Genomic DNA, 25,216 nt, shown 5'->3' on the forward strand with positions numbered 1-25,216 from the left:
GGCCGTTAGCATGGGAGTCCGCGCTGAGGCAAGAGCATTGGGGAAGGTGTCATGAGTGACAACGTCGACGGTATGCCCGCCAAATTCGCCATGCTCGGGCTGACATACGACGACGTGCTGCTGCTGCCCGGCGCGTCGGAGGTGCTGCCGAACGCGGTGAGCACCGCTTCCCGGGTCTCGCGCAACGTCGCGGTGAACATCCCGCTGCTGTCCGCGGCGATGGACAAGGTCACCGAGGCGCGGATGGCCATCGCCATGGCGCGGCAGGGTGGCGCGGGCGTACTGCACCGCAACCTGTCCATCGAGGACCAGGCCAACCAGGTCGACCTGGTCAAGCGCTCCGAGTCCGGCATGGTCACCGACCCGATCACGGTCCGCCCGGATGCCTCGCTCGCCGACGCCGATGCGCTGTGTGCCAAATTCCGTATCAGCGGGGTGCCGGTCACCGATGCCGCGGGCAAGCTGCTGGGCATCGTGACCAACCGCGATATGGCCTTCGAGATGGACCGCAGCCGCCAGGTCCGCGAGGTCATGACGCCGATGCCGCTGGTCACCGGCAAGGTCGGCATCTCCGGCGAGGACGCCATCGAGCTGCTGCGCCGCCACAAGATCGAGAAGCTGCCGCTGGTCGACGACGCGGGTGTGCTCAAGGGCCTGATCACGGTCAAGGACTTCGTCAAGGCCGAGAAGTACCCGAACGCCGCCAAGGACGCCGAGGGCCGGCTGGTCGTCGGCGCGGCGGTGGGCGTCGGCGACGCGGCGTACGACCGGGCGCAGGCGCTGGTCGAGGCCGGTGCCGACTTCCTCGTCATCGACAGTGCGCACGGCCACAGCCGCGGCATCCTCGACATGATCGCCAAGGTCAAGTCCAACATCACCGTCGATGTCGTCGGCGGCAATGTCGCCACCCGTGACGGCGCCCAGGCGCTGATCGACGCGGGCGCGGACGGCATCAAGGTCGGCGTCGGCCCCGGCTCCATCTGCACCACCCGCGTCGTCGCCGGCGTCGGCGTGCCGCAGGTCACCGCGATCTACGAAGCGGCGAAGGCCGCGAACGCCGCGGGCGTACCGCTGATCGGTGACGGCGGTCTGCAGTTCTCCGGCGACATCGCCAAGGCCATCGCGGCCGGTGCGGACACCGTCATGCTGGGCTCGCTGCTGGCCGGCTGCGAGGAGTCGCCCGGCGAGATGGTCTTCATCAACGGCAAGCAGTTCAAGTCGTACCGCGGCATGGGCTCGCTCGGCGCGATGCAGTCCCGCGGCCAGGGCCGGTCCTTCTCCAAGGACCGCTACTTCCAGGACAACGTCCTCTCCGAGGACAAGCTGGTCCCCGAGGGCATCGAGGGCCAGGTGCCCTACCGCGGCCCGCTCTCCTCGGTCGCCCACCAGCTCGTCGGCGGCCTGCGTGCCTCCATGGGTTACGTCGGCTCCGCCGACATCCCCGAGCTCAAGGAGAAGGGCCACTTCGTCCGCATCACCTCCGCGGGCCTCAAGGAGAGCCACCCGCACGACATCCAGATGACCACCGAGGCGCCGAACTACTCCCGTCGCTGAGTTCCCGCGAGGGGGTCGGATGACTACTGAGGCGCGTCACTACACACGTCGCTAGCACGGCCCTACCGTGAAGCCCGCGGCCGCTCCCCGGCCGCGGGCTTCGGTGTGTCGGGGATACTGGAGCCGCAGACGTAGAGGGAAAGGCCACACACGTGACTGAGATCGAGATCGGGCGCGGCAAGCGCGGCCGCCGGGCATACGCATTCGACGACATCGCCGTCGTACCCAGTCGCCGCACCCGCGACCCGAAGGAGGTCTCGATCGCCTGGCAGATCGACGCCTACCGCTTCGAGCTGCCGTTCCTGGCCGCTCCCATGGACTCGGTGGTCTCCCCGCAGACCGCGATCCGCATCGGTGAGCTGGGCGGTCTGGGCGTCCTCAACCTGGAAGGCCTCTGGACCCGGTACGAGGACCCGGAGCCGCTGCTCGCCGAGATCGCGGAGCTGGACGGCCCCACGGCCACCAAGCGGCTCCAGGAGATCTACGCCGCGCCGATCAAGGAAGAGCTGATCGGGCAGCGGATCAAGGAGGTGCGGGACGCCGGCGTGGTGACCGCCGCCGCGCTGTCGCCGCAGCGCACGGCGCAGTTCTCCAAGGCCGTCGTGGACGCCGGCGTGGACATCTTCGTGATCCGCGGGACCACCGTCTCCGCCGAGCACGTCTCCTCCGCGGCCGAGCCGCTGAACCTCAAGCAGTTCATCTACGAGCTGGACGTCCCGGTCATCGTCGGCGGCTGCGCCACGTACACCGCGGCGCTGCACCTGATGCGGACCGGCGCGGCCGGTGTGCTGGTCGGCTTCGGCGGCGGCGCCGCGCACACCACGCGCAACGTCCTCGGCATCCAGGTCCCGATGGCGACCGCGGTCGCCGATGTCGCGGCCGCGCGCCGTGACTACATGGACGAGTCCGGCGGCCGCTACGTCCATGTCATCGCCGACGGCGGTGTGGGCTGGTCCGGCGACCTCCCGAAGGCGATCGCCTGCGGCGCCGACGCCGTGATGATGGGCTCCCCGCTGGCCCGTGCCACGGACGCGCCCGGCCGCGGCCACCACTGGGGCATGGAAGCGGTGCACGAGGACGTGCCGCGCGGCAAGCGGATGGACCTCGGTGCGGTCGGCACCACGGAAGAGGTGCTGCTGGGGCCGTCCACGGTCCCCGACGGCTCCATGAACTTCTTCGGTGCGTTGCGCAGGGCGATGGCGACGACGGGGTACTCGGAGCTGAAGGAATTCCAGCGGGTCGAGGTGACGGTCGCGCCACGGCGCTGACGCTTTTTGCTTCCCACGTTGCCGGGTGACCCGCCGTTTTTGTTGCTGTTGTCCTTTTCCCGCCTTCGGCGGGAGCGGGGTTGGTTGTGTGGGGTGGGGGAGCAGGAGAAAACCAAAGACCAGAAGCTCGGCCATGCCACGGCGCGGCCGAGCTTCTGGTTTTTGAAAACCTTTCCCCACACAGGGCGGGGGTCGCGTTCCCGGGCGGGAGGTGGTGGGCCGGAGGGGCCGGGTGTGCGGGCTTTGCTTCCAAAGGTCCGAATAAGGAGCAAAGGCGGAGCGCAGCGGAGCGTAAAGCGAAGCAGTCCACCCCGCAGGCCCCGGAGGCCCGCCACCGGCCCCACCACGGACAGCAAGCGGCCCCCGCCCAAACCCGCCACCCCGCCGGAGGACGGGCGGCTACAACCGATGGGCGGCACCCGTAGGAGTCGCCCCCCGCGTATCCAGCAACAACTGCGCCTTCACGGACAGCCCCTGAAGGTCGTACGTCCGGTGTGCCTGCACCAGCACCGTCAGGTCCGCGGCGGCCGCGGCTTCGTACAAGGAGTCGGCCCTGGGGACGGGCCGACCCAGCACGGTCCACTGGGGGACGTAGGGGTCGTGGTACGTGAGGTGCGCGCCGAGTTCCGTCAGGCGGGAGGCGATTTCGAGGGCCGGTGCGCCGGTCTGGTCGGCGATGTCCGGCTTGTAGGTGACGCCGAGCAGCAGGACGCGGGCGCCGCGGGCGGATTTGCCGTGTTCGTTGAGGAGGGTGGCGCAGCGCTGGATGACGTAGCGCGGCATCCGGCCGTTCACCTCCTGGGCGAGTTCGACCATGCGCAGCGGGTGACCCGGGGAACGGCCTTTGTAGGAGAGGTAGTTGGGGTCGACGGGGGCGGCGTGACCGCCCACTCCGGGGCCGGGGCGGAAGGACTGGAAGCCGAACGGCTTGGTCTCCGCGCAGCGGATGACGTCCCACAGGTCGACGCCGATGTCGTGGCAGAAGACCGCCATCTCGTTCATCAGGGCGATGTTGATGTGGCGGTAGTTGGTCTCCAGGAGCTTGGCGGTCTCGGCCTCGCGGGGGCCGCGGGCGCGTACGACCTTGTCGGTGAGGCGGCTGTAGAACGCGGCGGCGGCCTCCGTGCAGGCGGGGGTGAGGCCGCCGATGACCTTGGGGGTGTTGGCGTACCGGTGGGTGCGGTTGCCGGGGTCGTGGCGGCCGGGGGAGCAGGCGAGGTGGAAGTCGCGGCCGGCCGTGAGGCCCGAGCCCTCCTCCAGGAGGGGGCGCAGGAATTCCTCGGTGGTGCCCGGGTAGGCGGTGGATTCGAGGATCACCGTGGTGTGCGGGCGCAGCTGTGCGGCCAGGGTGCGGGCGGCGTCGGCGAGGGCGGTGAGGTCCAGCGTGCGGTCCTCGCCGAGAGGCGTGGGCGCGCAGAGGACCGCGGTACGGACCCGGCCGAGGGTGGTGGGGTCGGTGGTGGTGCGGAAGCCGGCGGAGAGCAGGCGGCGGAGTTCGGTGGCGGAGAGCGGCCCGTCGGCGCCGGAGAGGGCGGCGGTGTGCGGGTCGGGGTCGTATCCGATGGTGCCGATGCCGGCGGTGGTGGCGGCCTGGGCGAGGGGGAGGCCGAGGTGACCGAGTCCGATGACGGCGAGGTCTGCGGGCATGCTGCGGCCGTCCTTCCCGAGCGACTGCGAATGACGTGTGCGCATGACGTAAGCGGCTGGCGATCGCGCATAAGTAGACTAAGCGGATATTTGACCCAGAATAGGGATTGATGGATCAAGGCGGCGGGGTGTTGTCGTCATGAGCGGAGGGTGGATACCGGAACGCGGCGCGGACAGAATCGACGGACGGGGGGTGTGGCCCCGATCACAGCGGGAGGCAGCGGTGAAGACAGCGATACTGGGACCGGCGCAGCGGGCCGAGGCGCTCGCCCGAATGGCGGAGCGGGAGCTGGACGTTCTTGTGGTCGGCGGCGGAGTCGTCGGCGCGGGGACGGCGCTGGACGCCGCGACCCGTGGCCTGTCCACCGGACTCGTCGAGGCGCGCGACTGGGCCTCGGGCACCTCCAGCCGGTCGAGCAAGCTCATCCACGGCGGTCTGCGGTATCTGGAAATGCTGGACTTCGCGCTGGTGCGAGAGGCGCTGAAGGAGCGGGGGCTGTTGCTGGAGCGGCTGGCGCCGCATCTGGTCAAGCCGGTGCCGTTTCTGTATCCGCTGCAGCACAAGGGGTGGGAGCGCCCGTACGCGGGCTCGGGCGTGGCGCTGTACGACGCGATGTCCGTCTCGTCGGGGCACGGGCGCGGGCTGCCCCTGCACCGGCATCTGTCGCACAAGCGGGCCCTGCAGGTGGCGCCCTGCCTGAAGAAGGACGCGCTGGTCGGCGCGCTGCAGTACTACGACGCGCAGATGGACGACGCGCGCTATGTGGCGACCATGGTGCGGACCGCGGCCGCCTACGACGCACAGGTCGCCAACCGGGCGCGGGTGGTGGGTTTTCTGCGTGAGGGCGAGCGGGTGGTCGGCGCCCGGGTACAGGACGTCGAGGGCGGCGGCGAGTACGAGATCCGGGCACAGCAGGTCGTCAATGCCACCGGGGTGTGGACGGACGACACCCAGGCGCTGATCGGTGAGCGCGGGCAGTTCCATGTCCGGGCGTCGAAGGGAATCCACCTGGTCGTCCCCAAGGACCGGATCCATTCGACGACCGGGCTGATCCTGCGGACGGAGAAGAGCGTCCTGTTCGTCATCCCGTGGGGACGGCACTGGATCGTGGGGACGACCGACACGGAATGGAATCTGGACAAGGCGCACCCGGCGGCCTCCAGCGCGGATATCGACTATCTGCTGGAGCATGTGAATGCGGTGCTGGCGACTCCGCTGACCAGGGACGATGTGGAGGGGGTGTATGCGGGGCTGCGTCCGCTGCTGGCCGGGGAGTCGGATGCCACCAGCAAGCTGTCGCGCGAGCACACCGTGGCCCATCCGGTACCGGGGCTGGTCGTGGTCGCGGGCGGCAAGTACACGACGTACCGGGTGATGGCGAAGGACGCGGTGGACGAGGCGGTGCACGCCCTCGACCAGCGGGTCGCGGAGAGTGTCACCGAGGACATTCCGCTGGTCGGAGCCGAGGGGTACCGGGCGCTGTGGAACGCGCGGGCCCGGATCGCGGCGCGCGCCGGACTCCATGTGGCGCGCATCGAGCATCTGTTGAACCGGTACGGTTCGCTGACCGAGGAGCTGCTGGAGCTGGTGGTGGCCGATCCTTCGCTGGGTGAACCGCTGGCGGCCGCGGACGACTATCTGCGGGCCGAGGCGGTCTACGCCTGTACGCACGAGGGCGCCCGCCATCTCGACGACGTACTGACCCGGCGCACCCGCATCTCCATCGAGACCTTCGACCGGGGCACCCGCAGCGCCCGCGAGGTGGCGGAGCTGATCGCTCCCGCGCTGGGCTGGGACAACGACCAGATCGAGAAGGAGATCACGCACTACCGGAAGCGGGTCGAGGCGGAGCGCGAATCCCAGCGGCAGCCGGACGATCTGACGGCGGATGCGGCGCGGCTGGGGGCTCCGGACATCGTGCCGCTGTAGGCCTGTGAAGACCCCGTAGGGGGTGTCTCCCTAGGGGCGCCGGGGTGCGCAGAACTCCGCGGTCAGCACCGCCGTGCCGTGTGCCGGGTCGGCCAGGGTGTCGGTGTTGAGGCGGTAGCTGACGATGCGATGGCCGTCGGCGGTGCCCGCGGTCCGGACGTAGGAGCCGTTGATGTCGCCGTTGTGGCCCCAGACCGTGATGCCGCAGGGCAGCCTGGTCGCGTACAGGCCGAGGCCGTAGGCGCCGCCGGTGCTCTTCTCGTTGCGTATCTGGGTCAGCTGGCGCGGTGCCAGGAGCCTGCCGCCGAGCAGTGCGGAGAAGAACCGGTTGAGATCGCCCAGGGTGGTGACCATCTCGCCGGCCGAGCCCGCCCGGCTGGGGTCCAGGGTTGTGGCGTCCACCCGCCGGCCACCGGCCTGGGAGTAGGCGCGGCCGTGCGGCTCGGGCAGTACCGGGTCGGTGCCGGGGAAGGAGGTGTGGTCGAGCCGGGCGGGGACGAGGATGCGGCGGCGGATCTCCGTGGCGTACGGGTTTTTGGTGACCGCCTGGATGACCAGGCCGAGCACGAGGTAGTTGGTGTTGGAGTAGGCGTAGTGGGTGCCCGGAGCGGCCACCGGCGGGTGGCCGAGGGCGATCCGCAGCAGCTCGGCCGGGGTGTGGCTGTCGTAGCGGTGGGCGCCGAAGCCCTTGCCGAAGAGCTGCTGGGAGAGCCGGGGGTCCCGGGTGTAGTTGAACAATCCACTCGTGTGGTCCAGCAGCTGGCGGATCGTCACCCTGCGGAGGTCGCTGCGGTCGCCGTCCCCCCTGGCGGGCACGCCCGGTGGGAGGTGTGCGGCCGCGCTGTCGTGCAGGGACAGCCGGCCCTCGGCGACGAGCTGCAGGACGACCGTCGCGACCAGGGTTTTGGTGAGGCTGCCGGCCCGGAAGTGGTCCCGCGGGCCCATCGTGCGGCCGCTGCGCAGATCGGCCACGCCGGCCGTGGCATAGCGCGCGGCGGGGGAGCCCGCGCGGGTGGTGAGGGAGGCGGCGCCCGGGGCTCCGTCGTCGACCAGCCGGTGCAGCGCATGCCGCGTCGTCGCGGGCGGCCGGGTGGATGCCCCGCTCGCGAGGGCGGCCGGGTGGGGCGTACCGGTGCAGGCGGTCAGGGCGAGTACGGTCAGGGCGGCGAGGGCACCCGAACGGAGCAGTGCGCGGCGGCGGCCGGCGACCGGCGGCGCGGAGGGAAGTGCGGCGGTCGCGGCCGGGCGAGGTGAGCGCTTCGGCATCGGGACTCCCGTTCGTCGGGGCCATCATGACGGGTACGAGGTGTCGTCCGGCACAGACCCGGGCCTTCCGCATGGCCGCGGATGAGGGAGAATGAAGGCTCTGCCAGGGTGGGTTGTCCGAGTTGGGCCAGTTTGGTGATCGATGGGACGTCGAAGCTGCCAACTCGGCTGGATTGCAGAGGGGATTCAGTGGGCGACGAGGTCGAGATGGACGGCAAAGGGGGCAGGCTGCTCGCCGGGCGGTACCGGCTCGCCGATGTTCTCGGCCGGGGCGGCATGGGCACCGTGTGGCGGGCGCGCGACGAGGTCCTGGGCCGCACGGTCGCGGTCAAGGAGCTGCGCTTTCCGGGCGGGGTCGAGGAGGACGAGAAGCGTCGTCTGATCACCCGCACACTGCGCGAGGCCAAGGCGATCGCCCGGATCCGGAACAACGGCGCGGTGACGGTCTACGACGTGGTCGACGAGGACGACCGTCCGTGGATCGTGATGGAGCTGGTCGAGGGCCGCTCGCTGGCCGAGGTCGTCCGCGATGACGGCCCGCTCACCCCGCGCCGCGCCGCCGAGGTCGGGCTGGTCGTGCTCGATGTGCTGCGCGCCGCGCACGCCGAGGGCATCCTGCACCGCGATGTGAAGCCGTCCAACGTCCTGATCTCCGATGACGGCCGGGTCGTGCTGACCGACTTCGGTATCGCCCAGGTCGAGGGCGACCCCTCCGTGACCTCGACCGGCATGCTCGTCGGTGCCCCCTCCTACATCTCCCCGGAGCGCGCCCGCGGCCACAAGCCGGGCCCGCCGGCCGACATGTGGTCGCTGGGCGGCCTGCTGTACGCCTGTGTCGAGGGCGTTCCGCCGTACGACAAGGGCTCCGCGATCGCCACGCTGACCGCGGTGATGACCGAGCCGGTCGAGCCGCCGAAGAGCGCCGGCGCGCTGGAAGAGGTCATCTACGGCCTGCTGGTGAAGGACCCGGCAGGCCGGCTGGACGACGCCGGTGCGCGGGTGCTGCTGGAGGACGTGGTCCACGCTCCCGAGGCGCAGACGCCGGAGCCCCCGATGGACGCGACCCGGGCGATGGCGCTGCCGACGGTGCCCCGGGAGCGGGCGGAGCCGAAGGCCGCGCCGACGCCGAAACCGAAGCCGAGGACCACACCGAAGTCGAAGGCCGCACAGAAGTCGAAGCCCGCTCCGAAGCCGCCGGTGGCGGAGCCGGCGGCCGGGAACGCGAGCGCCGACGGCGGTGGCCAGGCGGGTGCCGAGCCGTCCGCGGCGGGTGCCAAGGCGGGCAAAAGCAAGGCCGGTGGAAGCAAGGCCGGTGGAAGCAAGGCCAAGGCCGGTGGAAGCAAGGGGGTCGGTGCCGGCGAGGCCGGCGCGGCGAGCGCACCGGTGCGGACCGAGCGTCCGCAGGCGAAGGCGGCCCGCTCGACGGCCGGTGAGGCGACCGGTCCGGACGCGGCGGATGCCGGCGGTACGGCGGGTTCGGCCGGCCCGGACGCGGCCCGTCCGGCGGGCGCCCGTCCCGGGTTCGACGCCGAGGCCGCCAAGGAGAAGGTGCGCGGCGCCCTGCAGTCCGTCCGCAGCGCCGCCGCCGCGATGGCGGCCCGTCCGGATTCCAGCTCCGGCGGCGGGAGCCGTCCGACGGCGCGTGCGTCGGTGACCGACGTCGTTCCGCGCCGCACGCTGATCATCGTGGCCGTGGTCGTCGTCCTGGCGGTGCTGGGCACGGTGCTGGCCGTCACCCTGGGCGGCGACGACTCGGCGCAGAAGAGCGGCAAGGCGTCCGGCAAGCCGGACAAGTCCTCGTCCGCGAGCCGGGCGAAGCCCTCGACGGATGCGGCCGGTGCGGGCGGGGACCAGGCAAAGGACCAGGCCCCGTCGAACCCGCAGCCGCCGAATCTCACCCCGGCCGAGGACAGCGGCGGCAAGGGCGACAACGGCGGCGAGGGTGGCAAGGGGGGCAAGGCCCTGCCGGGCGGCTTCGCCGAGCTCACCAACGACAAGTTCCACTTCCGTATGGCGATGCCCAAGGGCTTCCACCAGACCGACACCGCGGGCGAGGGGTCCGGCGCCATATACAGCGCCTCGGGCGGCTTCCCGCGCATCCAGATCGACTACAACGCCGAGCCCGGCACCGATGCGGCGGCCTCCTGGCGCAGCCTGGAGCCGGCCGTGCGCTCCTCCAGCGAGGACTACCACCTCATCGGCATCAAGTCGGTGAAGTGGCGGGACTATCCGACCGTCGCCGACTGGTCGTTCACCCGTCGGCAGAGCGGCGACAAGGTACGGGTCCTCGACCGCGGCTTCCGGGCCGATGACCACCACGGCTACGCCATCATGATCACCTGCAAGGCGGACGCCTGGTCGGACAAGGCCTGCCAGCAGATGATCACGACCGCGTTCAAGACCTTCGCGCTGAAGGACTGAGCGGGGCCGGTCGAGGGCCCGGGGCGGGGGGCCGGACGGGGAGCGGAGAGGTCGCGCGCGAAGAGGTTGCGCGCGGAGAGGTTGCGTGCGGAGAGTTGCGCGTCGTTGCGCCGAGCGGGCCGCAAGGTCCGATGCGGGCACGTATCGTGAGACAGCGAAGACCGTACGCATCCGCAATCGGCGGGACGACGACCGGAAGTGACCGGAGGCGCCAGCGCCGACGGGCGGCTCCGGCGCGACGGTAGACACAGCGCGCGCTGCGGGGAGGCGTCGTGGACGAGTACGCGGGAAGGGTGCTCGCCGAGCGATACCGCCTGCCGTTGCGGCCCCTCGGCGACGACGACGTCACCGAGACCCGGGCGTTCGACACCTTCAGCGGACAGGAGGTGCTGATCCGTCAGGTGCCGCTGCCGGAGGTCGTCGAAGCCGAGGTCGTCGGAGCGAAGGCCGTGGGGGCGGAGACGGCAGGTCCCGCCGAGCGGGGGCCCGGCGCCGGCCGCTTCGGTGCCGCGCGGGTGACGGCGGGGGGCACGGCCGGGGTTGCCGACCGCAGCCCCCGCGATCCCGCCGTACGACGCGCGCTGGAGGCCGCGACGACTGCCGCCCAGCTGGCCGACCACCCCCGGCTGGAGCAGGTCTTCGATGCTTTTGCGCAGGACGGCAGCCTCTGGATCGTCGCCGAACTCCTCACCGCCCGCCCGCTGTCCGCGCTCCTCGCCCAGCGGCCGCTCTCCCCGCACCGCGCCGCGGAGATCGCCGCGGATCTGCTCGCCGCGCTGCGGGTGCTGCATACGAACGGCCGGCTCCACCGCAATATCACCGCCCGTACGGTCCTGGTCTGTGAAGACGGCCGGGCCATCCTGACCGGCCTGGCGGTGGGCGCGGCCCAGGAGGCGCTGTGCGGAGACGAGGCGGCCGCCGGGGCCGGGCCCGGGGCAGGGGCCGGGGGCCCAAAGGCCGGGCCGGTCGCGGAGGGGCACGGCGCCGACGACTCCGCCGCGGACGGGCCTGCTTCTGGCGCAGCTGCAGCTGCAGCTGACCGGCCCGCGTCCGCCACGACGTCGCTGACCAAGTCCGCAGCCGACGGCGCCGCCGCCACCGCGCCGGGCGAGGCCTCCCCATACGGCCGGCCCACCGCCGGGCTCGCCGCCGAGCGGGCGCGGCAGACGCGGCTGACCGTCATCGGCCCGGTCACCGAGCGCTGGGCACCGGAGCAGGCGGGGCCGGTCCATGAGAACTGGCAGTTGGCGCCGCCGGTCGGCCCGGCCACCGACCTCTGGGCGGTCGGTGCCCTCCTCTACCGGAGCGTGCAGGGGCAGCCGCCGTTCCCGGAGGACAGCGCCGTCGAACTGGCGCAGCTGGTCTGTTCGCAGCCGCCCGCGGTCGCCGAGGAGTGCGGGGCGCTGCGTCCCGTCGTCGAGTCCCTGCTGCGCCGGGACCCCGCCGAACGCCCGGATTTCGAGGAGCTGAGCGGCTGGCTGCGCTCGTTGATCCGTACGGCACCGGAGCCGGAGGCCGGCAGCCGGCTGGTGACGATGCCGGCCTCGCAGGGCGCCGATCCGCGGCGGCTGCCGATCGTGCGGCGCCGCGGTGAACTCGTCCGGAAGGGGCGTCACAAGAAGACCCGGGCGTCCCGGCGGGCACGGCCGCCGTCGGCACCGGCCGTCGTCGGGGCGGACGGGACGCCGGCCGCCGCGGCCGCACCGACCGTCCCGCAGGCGCCGGACCAGGAGCGGTCCGCCCCGCTCGCCCCCGCCCCCCGTCCGCCCCGTCCCCCGAAGCAGCCCAAGCCGCTCCGGCCGCCCAGGGCTGCCCGGGCGGAGCGGCGTGCCGAGCCTGCCGAACCCTGGGGGTACAGCGGGGCCGCGGACGGGGATCCGTACGAACAGCAGACGCTGGGCCAGGTCGGGCAGGTCGGGCAGGTCGGGCAGGTCGGCCAGGTCGGCCAGGTCGGGCAGGTCGGCTTGGGAGACGCGCCGCGCCCGGCGCACCCGGCGCGTGTGCCGCGCCCTCTCGGCCGGCTGCTGCTGACCGTGATCCTGCTCCTCCTCGTCGGCGCGGTCATCTATGCGATGGCGTTCCTGCCCAGGTCGGGCGAGGACTCCAAGGCCGGCGGGGGAGGCGCGGACCGCGCGGGCACCTCGGGCGCGGCGCCCGGCGCGAGCCCCACTCCGCCCGGCGACCGGGGAGAGGCGGACGGCGGCTCGCCCGGCACCGGCGCGCCGCAGACCACCAGGCCGACCGAGGTCGCCAAGGGCTTCGAGGTCCGCACCGACCCCGAGGGCTTCCGGGTCGCGGTCCGCAAGGGCTGGCAGCGGCGCGGGGCGAACGACCGGGGCCAGGTGCGGTACGTGGGCGGGGACTACGAGCTGGTGGTGGTGCCCGGCCGTGACACGACGGCGCACTCCGGCACCGACCCGATGGCGTATATGCAGAACAAGGAAGCCGAGCTGGCGCCGTACCGCTCCTCCGGCTGGGCCTCGGCCTCCGGTTTGCAGCGGATCGACGTCGGGAAGACGGCGATGGCCGAGGGCACCTTCTCCTGGCGTGACGGCAGCGGACGCGAGGTGTACGTGCGTAACCTCGCGATGATCCACAACGGCCGCTACCACCTCGTCCTCGTCATCGGCCCGGACAGCGGGCGGCACGAGGTGGACGAGCTGTACGAGCAGGCGACGAGCGCTTACCGCCCGGGCTGAGGCGGCCGCCCGGGCTGAGGCGGCCGCCCGGGCTGGGGCGTCCGCCCGGGCTGGGCGGTCGGCCGGTGGCGCGGCCGGTGGCGCGGCCGTTGGCCGTCACCCGCTCAACCCCGGCTACCCGTTCAACCCCGGCTACCCGTTCAACCCTGTCGCCCGCTCGCCCCCTGTCGCCCGCTCGCCCCCCGTCACCCGCTCAACTCCCGCTCCAGCGGAGTCCGGATGCGCGGGGTGACACGGACGTCCCCGATCCAGGCCGCCAGCCGGGCCGCCTCGGCCGTCACCGCAGCGGCGGCCTCGCTGCCCCCATCGTCCGTCAGCAGCCGCCAGACGATCTCGCCGTTGGCGCGCTGGGCCCAGCCGCCGATGATCCGGCCGTGCCACCACACCGTCGGCCCGATGTTGCCGCTGCGGTCGAAGAGCTGCGGTACATGGTCCGGGTCGAGGTACCAGTCGCGGGCCTTCCAGCCCATCGCCGTGGGGTCGAGGGCCGGCAGCAGGGCGGCCCAGGGTTCGGGTGCGGCGACCGGTGCGAGGTCACCGGGCAGGGCGACGCCGGAGGTGCCGTCGTCCAGGTCCACCTCGACCGCGCCGGCGGCGGCCAGCGCCTGCCGGGTGGCGGTGAGCGTCCATCCCGTCCACCACTTGAAGTCGTCGACGGTCGCCGGCCCGTACGAGGCGAGCCAGCGGCCGGTGAGGGCGGCGCGCGCCTCGGGAGCCGGCGGCGCGGGCAGCTCGGCGAACGCGGTGCCCGGCCTCCAGCGGTAGGAGCTGCTGGTCCAGCCGCCGCGCGGCCGCCCGCGCCGGATGCGGCCCTCGGCGGCCAGTACCCGCAGAATCCGGCTGGAGACGGCGACCGTGGCCTGGTACGGCTTTCCGGGGGAGTTCACGATGGTGTCGCGCAGGTCGGGCACCTCGGCGGAGAGTTCGGCCGCGGTCGCCTCTCCGCGTGCGCTCAGCGCGGCCAGCGTCCTCTCCTCGACCTCGGCCAGCCGCCGTTCGTCCCACCCCGGGGCGCCCTCGGTGAGCCACTTGACCATCCCCGCCCGCTCCCTGGCGGCGATCGCCTCCGCGGTGGACGAGGCGACGACCGGTGCCAGCGCGGCGCCGACCGCGAAGAGCGTGCGGCGCATGCACAACAGCCGGACCAGCGACCCCTCGTCGTACAGCGCGCGCTCCACATCGGCCGGGTCCGGGGCGGCCAGCCGGGCGCAGGCCGCCAGATGGACGGTCGCCGGATCGGTGGCATGCAGCCCCACGACCGCATCGGCCACCTCCTCGGTACGGGCCGCCCGGTACGCGGGCGCGAGCAGGTGCCGCCGCCCGAGGCGGGCACGGCGCGCGGCGGTGTCGATACGGGGTCGCGAGTGGCTCATGGGGTGACCGTAGGGGGTGAGGAGGACAGCGGGTGTCCGCATTGCGGGGCCCCCGGCGGCCGGCACCTCCAGCTGTTCCGGGAGCTGGTGCGGGGCAAGGCCCCGGGAGGAGGTGGGGCGACGCCGCTTCGAGCGTCGACTCCGCTGTTCCCGCCGGGCGACCAGGCCCCAGAGCGTGGCGCCGGTCATCCGCCCTCCTCGCCTCCGCAGAACTGACGCCACGTCAGATTGGGTGCCGAGGGTGGAGTCCGGCGCCTTGTCGGTCCAGAGGGGCCGGGGCTAGCCTTTTTCTGACGGGCCATCAGAATTTTGGTGAGGGGACAATGATGGGGAACGTGATGGAGTTGCCGCGGGACGGGGTGCGCGAGCCGGTCTCCGAACCGCCTTCCGCCTCCTGCGCTCTCGACGGCGGCGATCCGCCCGGTCGGCGGACCCTCTGCCGCTTCGTCTGCTGCTTCTTCCGCGGCTAGCCCCCATGGACCTCACCTACTCACCGGAAGAGGAAGACTTCCGGGCCAGGCTGCGCACCTGGCTCGGCGAGGTGCTGCCGCGGCTCCCCGCGAAGCCCGCCGCGTCCGACTGGCCCGGCCGGCGGGCCTATGACACCGCCTGGCAGCGGATGCTGTACGACGCCGGATACGCGGGCCTGCACTGGCCGCGGGACGCCGGCGGGCAGGGTGCCACCCCCACCCAGCACCTGATCTTCCTGGAGGAGACCGAGCGTGCCGGGGCGCCCTACGTCGGCGCGAACTTCGTCGGGCTGCTGCACGCGGGGCCGACCCTCGCCGTCGAGGGCAGCGCTGCACAGCGCGCCCGCTGGCTGCCACCGATCCTGCGCGGCGACGAGATCTGGTGCCAGGGCTTCAGCGAACCGGACGCCGGGTCCGACCTCGCCGCGCTGCGGACCAGGGCCGTACGCGACGGGGACAGCTACGTCGTCAGCGGCGCCAAGATCTGGACCTCGCACGCCGAGGTCGCCGACTGGTGCGAACTCCTCGTCCGCACCGACCCGGCCGCGCCCAGGCACCGCGGCATCACCTGGCTGGCGATGCCCATGGACGCACCGGGGGTGACGGTCCGGCCGCTGCGCACCCTGGCCGGCTCGGCGGAGTTCGCCGAGGTGTTCCTCGACGAGGTGCGGGTGCCGGTCGGCAACCGCGTCGGCGCGGAGAACGACGGCTGGCGGGTGACGATGGTGACGCTGTCCTTCGAGCGCGGCACCGCCTTCGTCGGCGAGGTGGTGGCCTGCCGCCGGGTGCTCGGCGCGCTGGCCCGGGCCGCGCGGGCCAACGGCCGCTGGGATGATGCCGTGCTGCGCCGCAGGCTGGGCCGGCTGCATGCGGAGTTCGCTGCGCTGTGGCGGCTGACCCAGTGGAATGTCAGCGAGGCGACGGGGGTCCCCCCGCGCGCCGGGCAGCGGGGGAGCGGTGGTGGCGTGCCGGGAATCGGCGGCTCGGTCTTCAAGCTCCGCTATTCGCACCTCCGCCAGGAGCTGTACGACGCGGCGGCCGAGGTGCTCGGGGCCGGCGCGCTGGACGCGGACCACGAGTGGGCCGCGGACCGGCTGTCGTCCCTCTCGTACACCATCGCGGCCGGTACCTCCCAGATCCAGCAGAACATCGTCGCCGAGCGGATCCTCGGCCTGCCGAAGGGGCGGTGACCGGGCCGTGGATTTCCAACTCACCGATGATCAACGGGCGTTGCGGGACGGTACCCGCGAGCTGCTGGCCGGACGGTTCGGCCGGGAGCGGCTGCGGGCCGCGGTGGGGGAACCGGCGCTGGACCGTGCGCTGTGGCGCGAGCTGGGCGCGGCCGGGTTCTTCGCGCTGCGACTGCCGGAGGAGGCCGGCGGAGTGGGGCTCGGACTGCCGGAAGCGGTGCTGGTCTTCGAGGAGGCCGGGCGGGCGCTGCTGCCGGGGCCGCTGGTGGCGTGCCAGCTGCTGGCCGGGGCGGTGGACGGTGTTGCGGCCGGCGAGAAGATCGTCGGGCTGTGCGAGGCGGAGCGGGAGCCGGTGCTGTGGGAACACCCGGCGGAGTGCGATGAGTTGATCTTGGTGGAGGGGGGCGCGGGCCACGGCGGAACCGGTGGCGGACCTGGCGGCGGAGTCGACGGCGGGGCCGGTGGCGGACCTGGTGGCGGGCCCGGGGGTGAGGCCGGGAGTGAGGTCCGGGGTGACGCCGGGGGTGAGGCCCGGGGCGAGCCCAGGGGCGTACAGGGGCGCACGGGCGGCGCCTACCGGAGTGCGCCGGACCGGGTGGTCTGCGCCTCGTTCGCCTCCATCGATCCCCTCACCCCGCTCGCCCGCGTCATGGCTCTGCCGCGCACCGCGCCCCTGGCCCTGGACGTTCCCCGGCTCCGCCGCGAGGCCGCGCTGCTCACCGCTGCCCAGCAACTCGGAAGCGCGGCCCGCACGGTCGAGATGGCGGTGGGCCACGCCCGCGAGCGCGAGCAGTTCGGCGTGCCCATCGGCTCGTTCCAGGCGGTCAAGCACCTGTGCGCACAGATGCTCGTACGGGCGGAAATCGCCCGAAGTGCGGTATATGCGGCGTCGGTCACGGACCGTGTTCTCGACGTCACGGCCGCGAAGTTGCTGGCCGACGAGGCCGCAGTGGGGAACGCACGGGATTGTCTGCAGGTCCACGGCGGAATGGGCTTCACCTGGGAAGCCGATGTTCATCTGCATCTCAAGCGGGCCTGGCTGCGGGCCGAGCGCTGGGAAGTGGCGCGCGAGGCGGAAGAGCTGCTGGCGGCGGGCCTGATCGCCTGACGGCGACGGTGCGATGGTCACGGTGGCGGAGCGTGGCGGCGCGTGGTGGTGCGTCGTGCCCGGCGATGTCGGACCCTGGCAACTCGTATACGAAATGTCGGACTCACCACGCAGAAGTGGTCACGGAGGGTCGATATCGGGTTGTGTCCTAGGCGTGACTCGTCACAGGGGGGAGTCGGCGTTCCGCTCGGGTACCCTCCGTTGGGTGCGAGTGGTTCTGTGGCGCAACGGGTCCGGTGTCGTCGGAAAGACGACTCCGGGGTACGGACTGCGCGCCGCTCGCCCTTGGGCGGGGCCCGGTCGCCCCCCTTGTTCGACTCCCCGCAAAGTGCGTCGCACAGTATGCAGGATGCATACTCCCTTGCGCTGGAATATGCCCGAAGCGCTTGTTGGGGTGACTCAACGTCAACCATGCTGTGCTCCACCGGGGTCACGCACCGTGACTCCGTGGAGGCGCGAGGCGATGTTTCCGCCGGTTCGGATGGTGTGAGCGGTGCAGGTGCTTCAGGTTCAGTTGGACGTACGGCCCGACCCCGCGGAGGTGGGCAGGGCCCGGCGGTGGGCCAGGTCGCGGCTCGTGGGTTCCGGTATAGGGGCCGACGAGCCACTTGCGGAGACGCTGATCCTTTTGATCTCCGAGCTCGTCACCAACGCCGTGGTGCACACCGGCGCGGCGGCCGAGCTGCGGATGTGTTTCTCCGGATCGGGCGCCGTCGTCGGGACGGTCCGGGTCGAAGTGGTGGACGCCAGCGCCCGCCCGCCACGCCAGCGGCACGCCGACGGCGACGACACCAACGGTCGCGGCCTGGAGCTGGTCGACGGCCTGGCCGACCGCTGGGGGTGGCAGCAGGAGGGCGGCGGCAAGCGGATCTGGTGCGAGGTGGACCGCGGCCAGTCACTGCTGATGGCGGCAGGGTCCGATCTGGGGGCTTATGAGCCCTCTCGCGCAGCGCCGCGCGCCGTGACGCACCAGGCCTGATCCGCTCCGGGCGGTGCGACGGTGCGACGGTGCGGCGGCACTACGGTACAGCGCTATAGCGCTATAGAGGCGTTGTTTTGCCGATGGCTGCGTAGGTGTAGAGCTGCATAGATTCGCAGCTGCGGCAAAACGGGTGTAACGACACGAGTCCGGACCAGGTGTTGACGTGGCGTGCCCAGTTGATCACTCGTGGGTGAAGCGATGTGCTGCGAGGGGACGCCGACGGCGTGGGGGGATCGCCCTGGTCCGGTGAGGGGATCGTCGACGGCCCGGTCAGAGGATTGCCACGGGCGCGACCGGCGCCCCGGATCCCCCGACGAACGGTTCGGCCACCGCGGACAGCAGGAACGTCCACCGTCCCGCTGCCGCGCAGGCCGTCGACAGCTCCTCCAGATTCCAGTTCTGGCCCTGCGGCATGCCCATCTCGACGAGATCGAGCGCATGTACCGGCATCCAGAGGTTCTCGATCTCCGGCGGGAAGATCTCGAAGGTCAGGGTGTCGTTGGCGACCGCCGCGACATCGCGCGCGTGGAACCACTCCGGGGTGCGCAGCGACAGGCCGGGTGACGGGAAGGCGTAGGCCTGCCGGTCGCCGGCGAGGTAGTGCCGCAGCTGCCCGGTCCGTACGAGGACGATATCGCCGGCCCGTACCGCCGTTCCGGCCCGTTCCTCGGCGGCGTCCAGGTCTTCCGGCGTGATGGCGTAACCGCCGGGCAACTGCTCGGTGCGGTGTGCGCGGGCCACGTCCAGGAGGACTCCGCGGGAGACGATCGGGGTGGCTTTTTCCACGCCGAGGCAGGTGGCGCCGTGGTGTGCGGTGACCGAGTCCGCGGGCCGGTTGTTGTAGAGCCGCCCGGAGTGGGAGACGTGGGCGAGGCCGTCCCAGTGGGTGGCGGCCTGGAGGCCCATCGTGACCGCGTCGTCCGTCGTTGCGACCGTGCCGGGGCCGAAGATCTCCTGGTTGATGGCGGTCATGGTGTGCAGCGGGTTGACCCGGCCGGGGATCACGCCGGTCTGTACGCCGTCCTGCCGGAGGGGGAGGGCGAGCGGGATGCGGCGGCCGCTGCGGACGCAGCCGGCGGCCTCCCGTACGACCTGCTCGGTGATCAGATTGAGGGTCCCGATCTCGTCGTCCGGCCCCCAACGCCCCCAGTTGTTCACGCGTTCGGCGATGTCATGGAACTCCTGCGGCAGGGGCATGGGCCCTCCTCGGGGTGGCTGGGTTCGGTACGCCCGGGGTCTTGTGTTCGTCCCGTGTCTGCTCAAAAATCTAACGGTCCGTCAGAAACTGCGGGAAGGGTCACGGCATGGGGAACTTCTTGGCCGGCAAAGTGATCGCCGTAACGGGGGCGGGCCGCGGTATCGGCCGGGCGGTGGCTCTCGCCTGTGCGGACCAGGGCGCCAAGGTGATCGTCAACGACTACGGGGTCTCCGTCGACGGCGCCGGACCCAGCAGCGAGGTCGCCGAATCGGTGGTGAAGGAGATCGAGGCGGCCGGGGGCCTGGCGGTCGCGGTGGCCGACGACGTGTCCACCATGGCCGGCGGGCAGCGGATCGTGGACACCGCGCTGGCGCAGTACGGACGGATCGACGGTGTGGTGTGCGTGGCCGGGATCCTGCGGGAACGGATGCTCTTCAACATGTCCGAGGAGGAGTGGGACCCGGTGCTCGCCACCCACCTGAAGGGGACGTTCACGGTCTTCCGGGCGGCGTCGGCCGTCATGCGCCGACAAGGTGCGGGAACCCTGGTGGGCTTCACCAGCGGGAACCACCAGGGGTCGGTGTCGCAGGCCAACTATGCGTCCGCGAAGGGCGGGATCATCTCGCTGGTGCGGAGCGCCGCGCTGGGGCTGCACAAGTACGGAGTGACGGCCAATGCGGTGGCGCCCGTGGCGCGGACGCGGATGTCGGCGAATGTGCCGATGGAGCTGACGGAGATCGGCGAGCCGGAAGATGTGGCGGCGCTGGTCGTCTATCTGCTGAGTGACCAGGCCCGGGAGGTCACCGGGCAGGTGTACACGGTTGCCGGGCCGAAGATCGCCGTGTGGGCCCAGCCGAGGGAGCTTCGCTCCGTGTACGCCGACGGGGGCGGCTGGACGCCGGAGCGGGTGGCGGAGGTGCTGCCGGGGTCGGTCGGGGTCGACCCTATGCCGATGTTGGGGCAGCTGTCGGAGATGGCGAGGGCTGCGGGGGCGAAGGGGCGGCCCAACGCGTAGGGCTTTTCTTCCCACGTTTTCGGGTCTCCCGCCGTGGGGGTCGCTCGCCGTTTGTCGCCCGCTGCGCTTTGGCGCCGCACGCGTCTTCGGCTGCCCCGCCGTGGGGCTGCCCGCCGTTGCGCCTGGCGGCGGGCGGGGTCCGCTGCGCGGGCCCGTCCCCTCCCGTGGGTGGAGTTGGTGAAGGTGAGTGGGGGCGGGCGTGGGAGGTCTTCGTGGACTTTGGGTTCGGGAGTGGGGACGAGGCGTTCCGGGCGGAGGCTCGTGAATGGCTGGAAGGGCATCTCGTGGGCGACTTCGCCGAGTTGGCGGGGCGCGGCGGGCCCGGGAGTGAGCACGAGGGGGCCCAGGAGCGGCGGGCGTGGGAGCGGGAGCTGGGGGCCGGTGGATGGATCGGGCTCGGGTGGGACGGTGCGGAGGGGGCGTACGGGAACCGTACGGCGAGCCTGACCCGGCAGGTGGTGTGGGCCGAGGAGTATGCGCGGGCCAGGGCGCCGGGGCGGGTGGGGCACATCGGGGAGAACCTGTTGGCGCCGACGCTGCTCGCGTACGGGGACGAGGTGCAGCGGCGGCGGTTTCTGCCGGCCATTGCCCGGGGCGAGGAGCTGTGGTGCCAGGGCTACAGCGAGCCCGACGCGGGGTCGGATCTGGCGGGGCTGCGGACGGTGGCGGTCCGGGACGGTGCCGGCTATCGCGTCAGCGGGCAGAAGATCTGGACGTCGCTGGCCGGGGAGGCCGACTGGTGCTTCGTGCTGGCGCGGACGGATCCGGCCGGGCGGCGCCATCGTGGGCTCTCGTTCCTGCTGGTGCCGATGGATCAGCCGGGGCGCATCGAGGTGCGGCCGATCCGGCAGATGTCGGGGACGGCGGAGTTCAACGAGGTGTTCTTCGACGGTGCGGCGGCCGGGCATGTGGTGGGCGGGGAGGGCGCGGGCTGGCGGGTGGCCATGGGGCTGCTCGCGCGGGAGCGCGGGGTGTCCACCCTCGTCCAGCAGATCGGGTTCGCGGCGGAGCTGGCCGAGGTCGTCGGGGAGGCGGTGCGCTGCGGTGCCCTGCGGGACCCGGTGCTGCGTGACCAACTCGTCGGACAGTGGGCCGAGTTGAAGGTCATGCGGTGGAACGCGCTGCGCACGCTGGGAGCGGCCGGGGACGCCGGCGCGCCGAGTGTGGCGAAGCTGCTGTGGGGTGGCTGGCACCAGCGGCTCGGGGAGCTGGCGATGCGGGTGCGCGGGGCCGCCGCGGCGCTGGGCCCCGCCGACTGGACGGCGCAGGCGCCGTACGAACTCGATGCACTGCAACGGCTGTTCCTGTTCACCCGGGCCGACACCCTCTACGGCGGCTCGGACGAGATCCAGCGCAACATCATCGCCGAGCGGGTGCTCGGCCTGCCCAGAGTGGAGCGGATATGAGGGGCGTCATCTTCGACGGCGAACAGCCCCGGGTCGTGGACGATCTGGAGGTGCGCGAGCCGGGCCCGGGCGAGGTGCTGGTCGGTATCCGGGCCGCGGGGTTGTGCCACAGCGATCTGTCGGTGGTCGACGGGACCATTCCGTTCCCGGTGCCGGTGGTGCTGGGGCACGAGGGGGCGGGGGTGGTCGAGGCCGTGGGCGCGGGCGTCGGTCATGTGGTGCCCGGCGACCATGTCGCGCTGTCGACGCTGGCCAACTGCGGGGCGTGCGCGGAGTGCGACCGGGGACGGCCGACGATGTGCCGGAAGGCGATCGGGATGCCCCAGAAGCCGTTCCGCCGCGGCGATACCGAGCTGTTCAGCTTCGCGTCGAACTCGGCGTTCGCGGCGCGTACGGTCGTCAAGGCGGTGCAGGCGGTGAAGATCGCCGAGGATATTCCGCTGACGTCGGCCGCGCTGATCGGGTGCGGGGTGCTGACCGGGGTCGGGGCGGTGCTCAACCGGGCGAGGGTGGACCGGGGGGACTCGGTCGTGGTGATCGGGGCCGGCGGTATCGGCCTCAATGTGCTCCAGGGGGCACGGATCGCCGGGGCGTCGGTGATCGTGGCGGTGGACGCCAACCCGGCGAAGGAGGTGGTGGCGCGGCAGTTCGGGGCGACACATTTCATCGATGCGTCGGCGGTGCCGGACGGCGTCAAGGCGGTGAAGGAGATCCTGCCCACCGGTGCCGACCATGCCTTCGAGTGCGTGGGCAGCACCCGGCTGATCCGGCAGGCCATCGAGCTGCTGGACCGGCACGGACAGGCGGTGCTGCTCGGGGTGCCGCCGGCCACCGCGGAGGCCTCGTTCCGGGTGTCGTCGATGTATCTGGACAAGTCGATCCTGGGCTGCCGTTACGGGTCGGCCCGCCCGCAGCGGGACATCGCGCTCTATGCCCGGCTCTACCGTGAAGGAAGGCTGCTGCTCGACGAGTTGGTGACGAAGACATATCCGGTGGAGGACTTCGCGAAGGCGGCGGACGATGCTCATCACGGGCGGGTGGCGCGGGCGGTGCTGACCTTCGGGCAGGAGCCCTGACCGGCCCTGGCCCGATCCGGATGAACCCTGGCCTCCCGGCCACTCGTGCCGCCCGGGGCACGGAGGAAGCTGCTCCGGTGAACCGGACCCTGCGCCGCGGGTTCCACCGGTTGCGCGGCACCCTCGGCTTCGCGGTGTCGGTGAACCTCGCGCTCTACGGGCTGACGGCCAGGACGGCCAGGGCGGCCAGGGCGGCCAGGACGGCGCGATCGTCTTCGGCCGGGTGCCGGAAGCCCACCAGGTGGGCGCTGCCGTGATCGCCTTCCTCGGCGGCCTGGCGCGCTACCCCTTCGGCACCTGCAACCCGGTCCGGTACGCCTCGGGTGCACTGTGTGCCGTCGCGGCGCTGGTGGCCCCGGTCATCGGGCAGCGGCGCGCGGGAGGGGGAGTGGGAGTGGGGAGGGGAGGGGAAGGGAGGAGGAGCGGCTGGCCGTTGCGTAGTGCGCAGGGCGCGCCCCCCCCGGCGCTTCAGTGCGCCATCGCGCCGGCCGCGCTCACCCTCGGAGCTGCCCGAAGGCGCCCCGGTGGAAGAGGAGCGGGCCGCCCTCGGCGGCGGCCGGGTCCGTGCCGAGGGCGTCGACCCGGCCGACCACGATCAGATGGTCGCCGCCGGTGTGCACGGCCTGGACCGTGCAGTCGATCCAGGCGGGAACGTCCGCCAGCCGAGGCGAACCGGTCGCGGGTGCGGCCCCGTAGCGGACCCCGGCGAACTTGTCGCCGCCGCTGACCGCGAACCCCCGGCAGAGCTCGCCCTGTCCGGCGCCGAGGATGTTGACGCAGAACACCCCGGCACGGGCGATCCGCGGCCAGCTGGTCGATGTACGCGCCACCATGAACGCCACCAGCGGCGGGTCGAGGGAGAGCGAGCTGAAGGACTGGCAGGCGAAACCGGCCGGTCCCGGCTCCCCGGGAGACGTGACGACCGTGACGCCGCTGGCGAAGTGGCCCAGGACGGAGCGGAATGCGGCCGGGTCCAACGGAGCACGCTCGTCGTCGCGTACGGCCCGCAGCGCGGGGCGCGGACATGGCCCGCCGGGTGCGGTGGCCGGTGCGGTGGCCGGTGCGGCGGCCGTGGTGGGCGCGCCGACGGAACGCAGATACCGCACGGCCGTGGCCGCCATTGCAGCGTGTCCCATCATGCCCTCATTGAATCTGATGGTGCATCAGATGTGAAGGTGTGCGGAGCGGCGACCACCCACACGTGTGGTTTGCCGGGCGATCGGGGTCGGTCTCGGGGGATTCGCGGGAGATTGGGAAGCAGATTCCTGATTGCGTGTCGACCGCACGGGTAGCGTCCGACTCGGCCGCGTCCGTAGCCGAACACGGGGGAGAGTTCCGGTACATGGCCGATGCGACACCGTCGTCAGCTCCGTCTGCCGCGTCACCCACCTTCGACGAGGTCTTCTGCGGGCTGTTGCCCCGGCTCTACCGGCGGGCGGTGATGCTGGCCGGATCGAGACAGTCCGCGGAGGATGTGGTGCATGAGGCGTATCTCAAACTCGCCGCCCGTCCGCAGCGCTTCCTCGCCCATCCGGAGCCTTACGCCTACGCCTTCACCGCCGTGCTCAACGTCGCCCGGGACGCCCACCGCAAGGACCGGCGCCAGGTGCTGGTCGACGGGATGGACGGGGTCGAGGAATCCGGTGCGGGCGGGGTGGGCGGTGGCGCCGGTGCGGGGGCCGGTGGGGTGCCCGGCGGTTGGGACGGCGGGGTGGAGCGGAGGCAGGCCGAGATCGAAGCGGTGCGGCTGCTGGGGAAGCTGTCGCACCGGCAGGCCGGCATCGTCATCCTCGTCGATCTCGACGGTTACACCATCGACCAGGCCGCGAAGATCATGAAGGTGCATCGTGGTACCGCCGCCCGCCATCGCGCCCGTGCGTTGGACAGGCTGCGCGCCTACCTCGTCGAATCGGAGCACGGGCAGGCGGGGAGGTGAGCGGCGCGGTGGGCGTGGGGCCACGGTACGACGGTGGTGCGGGCGGAGCGGGCGGCGGCCGGGACTTCGGCGGCGGCCGGGGTGGCGGTGCCGGGGACGATGCCGAGGCGCTGCTGCGTGCCCGGCTCAGGCTCGCGGACGAACAGATCGAGACACCGCCCGGCCTGTGGGACCGCATCAGGGAATCCGGCGCCCCGGCGCCCGCGGTGGTCGCGCTGCCCCGGAGGCGGCCGTACGCGGTCGCGCTCGTGGTGGCGGCCGCGGTGGCCGCGGTGGCGTTGGGGGTGTGGTGGCTGGTGCGTCCCGGGCCGGTCACACTCCGGCCGGCCGGCCCGCCCCCGACGGTGAAGGTCACGGTCTACAACAGTGAACAGGCCTGCCGTACGGGCCGCTCCCTGGAGTGCGCCTTACGGCTGGCCAGGGACCCGCGCGCCGAGTACGCCGCGCGCGGCAACTCCGCCGGCCGGGTCTGGCACGGCGATGACCTGGCCGCGCGCTGTGTGGTGACCGACGGCCGGATGGTCCGCGACGAAGCGGGCGTCACCTCCACCCGCTGGTATCTGGTCACCAGCGGGCAGGGGGCGCGGGGCTGGCTGCCGGGGGTGCGGACGCGGAACACCCGTGAGGTGCCGGAGTGTTCGGCCGGGCAGAAGTAGGTGGTTTCCCGCGTCGGGTTG

General features: G+C 72.4%; 20 protein-coding genes and 1 pseudogene. 16 read left to right on the forward strand and 5 right to left on the reverse strand.

Translation table 11 applies throughout. From position 1 onward, the window contains the following. The first annotated feature begins 51 nt into the window (after positions 1 to 51). Entirely contained in the window at positions 52 to 1,554 is a 1,503-nt protein-coding gene (gene guaB, locus ACF088_RS36730) for an IMP dehydrogenase (RefSeq protein WP_392380274.1), read from the forward strand. 152 nt (positions 1,555 to 1,706) lie between these two features. Then, positions 1,707 to 2,822, forward strand: coding sequence for a GuaB3 family IMP dehydrogenase-related protein (locus ACF088_RS36735; RefSeq protein ID WP_088798368.1), 1,116 nt, complete (start codon positions 1,707 to 1,709; stop codon positions 2,820 to 2,822). A gap of 399 nt (positions 2,823 to 3,221) precedes the next feature. Here ACF088_RS36735 and ACF088_RS36740 read toward each other — a convergent pair whose 3' ends face one another. Continuing rightward, positions 3,222 to 4,469 (reverse strand): nucleotide sugar dehydrogenase, encoded by a 1,248-nt coding sequence (locus ACF088_RS36740; protein ID WP_392380275.1) that lies wholly within the window; start codon positions 4,467 to 4,469, stop codon positions 3,222 to 3,224. A gap of 223 nt (positions 4,470 to 4,692) precedes the next feature. Here ACF088_RS36740 and ACF088_RS36745 point away from each other — a divergent pair, with 223 nt between their 5' ends. Further along, positions 4,693 to 6,399 (forward strand): glycerol-3-phosphate dehydrogenase/oxidase, encoded by a 1,707-nt coding sequence (locus ACF088_RS36745; protein WP_392380276.1) that lies wholly within the window; start codon positions 4,693 to 4,695, stop codon positions 6,397 to 6,399. Positions 6,400 to 6,429: 30 nt separating this feature from the next. Here the strand turns inward: ACF088_RS36745 and ACF088_RS36750 are convergent, their stop codons facing one another. After that, entirely contained in the window at positions 6,430 to 7,665 is a 1,236-nt protein-coding gene (locus tag ACF088_RS36750; RefSeq protein ID WP_392380277.1) for a serine hydrolase domain-containing protein, read from the reverse strand. Positions 7,666 to 7,872: 207 nt separating this feature from the next. Here ACF088_RS36750 and ACF088_RS36755 point away from each other — a divergent pair, with 207 nt between their 5' ends. Then, positions 7,873 to 10,086, forward strand: coding sequence for a protein kinase (locus tag ACF088_RS36755; RefSeq protein WP_392380382.1), 2,214 nt, complete (start codon positions 7,873 to 7,875; stop codon positions 10,084 to 10,086). A gap of 272 nt (positions 10,087 to 10,358) precedes the next feature. After that, positions 10,359 to 12,785, forward strand: a complete 2,427-nt coding sequence (locus ACF088_RS36760) for a protein kinase (protein ID WP_392380278.1) — start codon at positions 10,359 to 10,361, stop codon at positions 12,783 to 12,785. A 185-nt stretch (positions 12,786 to 12,970) separates the two neighbouring features. Here the strand turns inward: ACF088_RS36760 and ACF088_RS36765 are convergent, their stop codons facing one another. Next, entirely contained in the window at positions 12,971 to 14,158 is a 1,188-nt protein-coding gene (locus ACF088_RS36765; RefSeq protein WP_392380279.1) for a winged helix DNA-binding domain-containing protein, read from the reverse strand. Positions 14,159 to 14,484: 326 nt separating this feature from the next. Here ACF088_RS36765 and ACF088_RS36770 point away from each other — a divergent pair, with 326 nt between their 5' ends. The 4 genes from ACF088_RS36770 to ACF088_RS36785 all read left to right on the forward strand — a co-directional run bounded on the left by ACF088_RS36770 (position 14,485) and on the right by ACF088_RS36785 (position 17,905). Beyond that, a complete protein-coding gene (locus ACF088_RS36770) occupies positions 14,485 to 14,628 on the forward strand; it encodes a hypothetical protein (RefSeq protein ID WP_392380280.1) in 144 nt (47 codons plus the stop codon). Positions 14,629 to 14,633: 5 nt separating this feature from the next. After that, positions 14,634 to 15,818, forward strand: coding sequence for an acyl-CoA dehydrogenase family protein (locus tag ACF088_RS36775; RefSeq protein WP_392380281.1), 1,185 nt, complete (start codon positions 14,634 to 14,636; stop codon positions 15,816 to 15,818). A 7-nt stretch (positions 15,819 to 15,825) separates the two neighbouring features. Next, entirely contained in the window at positions 15,826 to 16,926 is a 1,101-nt protein-coding gene (locus ACF088_RS36780) for an acyl-CoA dehydrogenase family protein (protein WP_392380282.1), read from the forward strand. Positions 16,927 to 17,419: 493 nt separating this feature from the next. Next, on the forward strand, positions 17,420 to 17,905 hold the full coding sequence (locus ACF088_RS36785; RefSeq protein ID WP_392380283.1) for an ATP-binding protein: 486 nt from the start codon (positions 17,420 to 17,422) through the stop codon (positions 17,903 to 17,905). A 273-nt stretch (positions 17,906 to 18,178) separates the two neighbouring features. Here the strand turns inward: ACF088_RS36785 and ACF088_RS36790 are convergent, their stop codons facing one another. Beyond that, positions 18,179 to 19,105: a cyclase family protein gene (locus ACF088_RS36790; protein WP_392380284.1), complete on the reverse strand. Its 927-nt coding sequence runs from the start codon at positions 19,103 to 19,105 to the stop codon at positions 18,179 to 18,181. 107 nt (positions 19,106 to 19,212) lie between these two features. On the opposite strand from ACF088_RS36790, the gene ACF088_RS36795 reads away from it, so the two are divergent. From ACF088_RS36795 to ACF088_RS36815, 5 genes and pseudogenes are all read left to right on the forward strand, one after another. Next, complete coding sequence (locus ACF088_RS36795) at positions 19,213 to 20,121, forward strand: SDR family oxidoreductase (protein ID WP_392380285.1); 909 nt, start codon at positions 19,213 to 19,215, stop codon at positions 20,119 to 20,121. 212 nt (positions 20,122 to 20,333) lie between these two features. Then, positions 20,334 to 21,527 (forward strand): acyl-CoA dehydrogenase family protein, encoded by a 1,194-nt coding sequence (locus ACF088_RS36800; RefSeq protein ID WP_392380286.1) that lies wholly within the window; start codon positions 20,334 to 20,336, stop codon positions 21,525 to 21,527. After that, complete coding sequence (locus ACF088_RS36805; protein WP_392380287.1) at positions 21,524 to 22,603, forward strand: Zn-dependent alcohol dehydrogenase; 1,080 nt, start codon at positions 21,524 to 21,526, stop codon at positions 22,601 to 22,603. The genes ACF088_RS36800 and ACF088_RS36805 overlap by 4 nt, the downstream gene beginning before the upstream one ends. A 77-nt stretch (positions 22,604 to 22,680) precedes the next feature. Beyond that, positions 22,681 to 22,860, forward strand: a complete 180-nt coding sequence (locus ACF088_RS36810) for a hypothetical protein (protein ID WP_392380288.1) — start codon at positions 22,681 to 22,683, stop codon at positions 22,858 to 22,860. Beyond that, a pseudogene (locus ACF088_RS36815) lies at positions 22,797 to 22,979 on the forward strand (MFS transporter); the annotation flags it as partial. The gene ACF088_RS36810 and the pseudogene ACF088_RS36815, both read left to right, overlap by 64 nt. Positions 22,980 to 23,097: 118 nt before the next feature. On the opposite strand, the gene ACF088_RS36820 reads toward ACF088_RS36815, so the two are convergent. Then, positions 23,098 to 23,724 carry a flavin reductase family protein gene (locus tag ACF088_RS36820; protein ID WP_392380384.1) on the reverse strand — a complete coding sequence of 209 codons (627 nt, stop codon included), beginning with the start codon at positions 23,722 to 23,724 and terminating at the stop codon, positions 23,098 to 23,100. 221 nt (positions 23,725 to 23,945) lie between these two features. Here ACF088_RS36820 and ACF088_RS36825 point away from each other — a divergent pair, with 221 nt between their 5' ends. Together ACF088_RS36825 and ACF088_RS36830 are read left to right on the forward strand one after the other, a co-directional pair. Next, on the forward strand, positions 23,946 to 24,539 hold the full coding sequence (locus ACF088_RS36825; RefSeq protein ID WP_392380289.1) for an RNA polymerase sigma factor: 594 nt from the start codon (positions 23,946 to 23,948) through the stop codon (positions 24,537 to 24,539). Continuing rightward, positions 24,536 to 25,195: a hypothetical protein gene (locus ACF088_RS36830; protein WP_392380290.1), complete on the forward strand. Its 660-nt coding sequence runs from the start codon at positions 24,536 to 24,538 to the stop codon at positions 25,193 to 25,195. Before ACF088_RS36825 ends, ACF088_RS36830 begins: the two co-directional genes overlap by 4 nt. Positions 25,196 to 25,216 lie beyond the last annotated feature (21 nt).

This window comes from Streptomyces sp. NPDC015125 (genome assembly GCF_043080045.1).
Classification (GTDB): domain Bacteria; phylum Actinomycetota; class Actinomycetes; order Streptomycetales; family Streptomycetaceae; genus Streptomyces.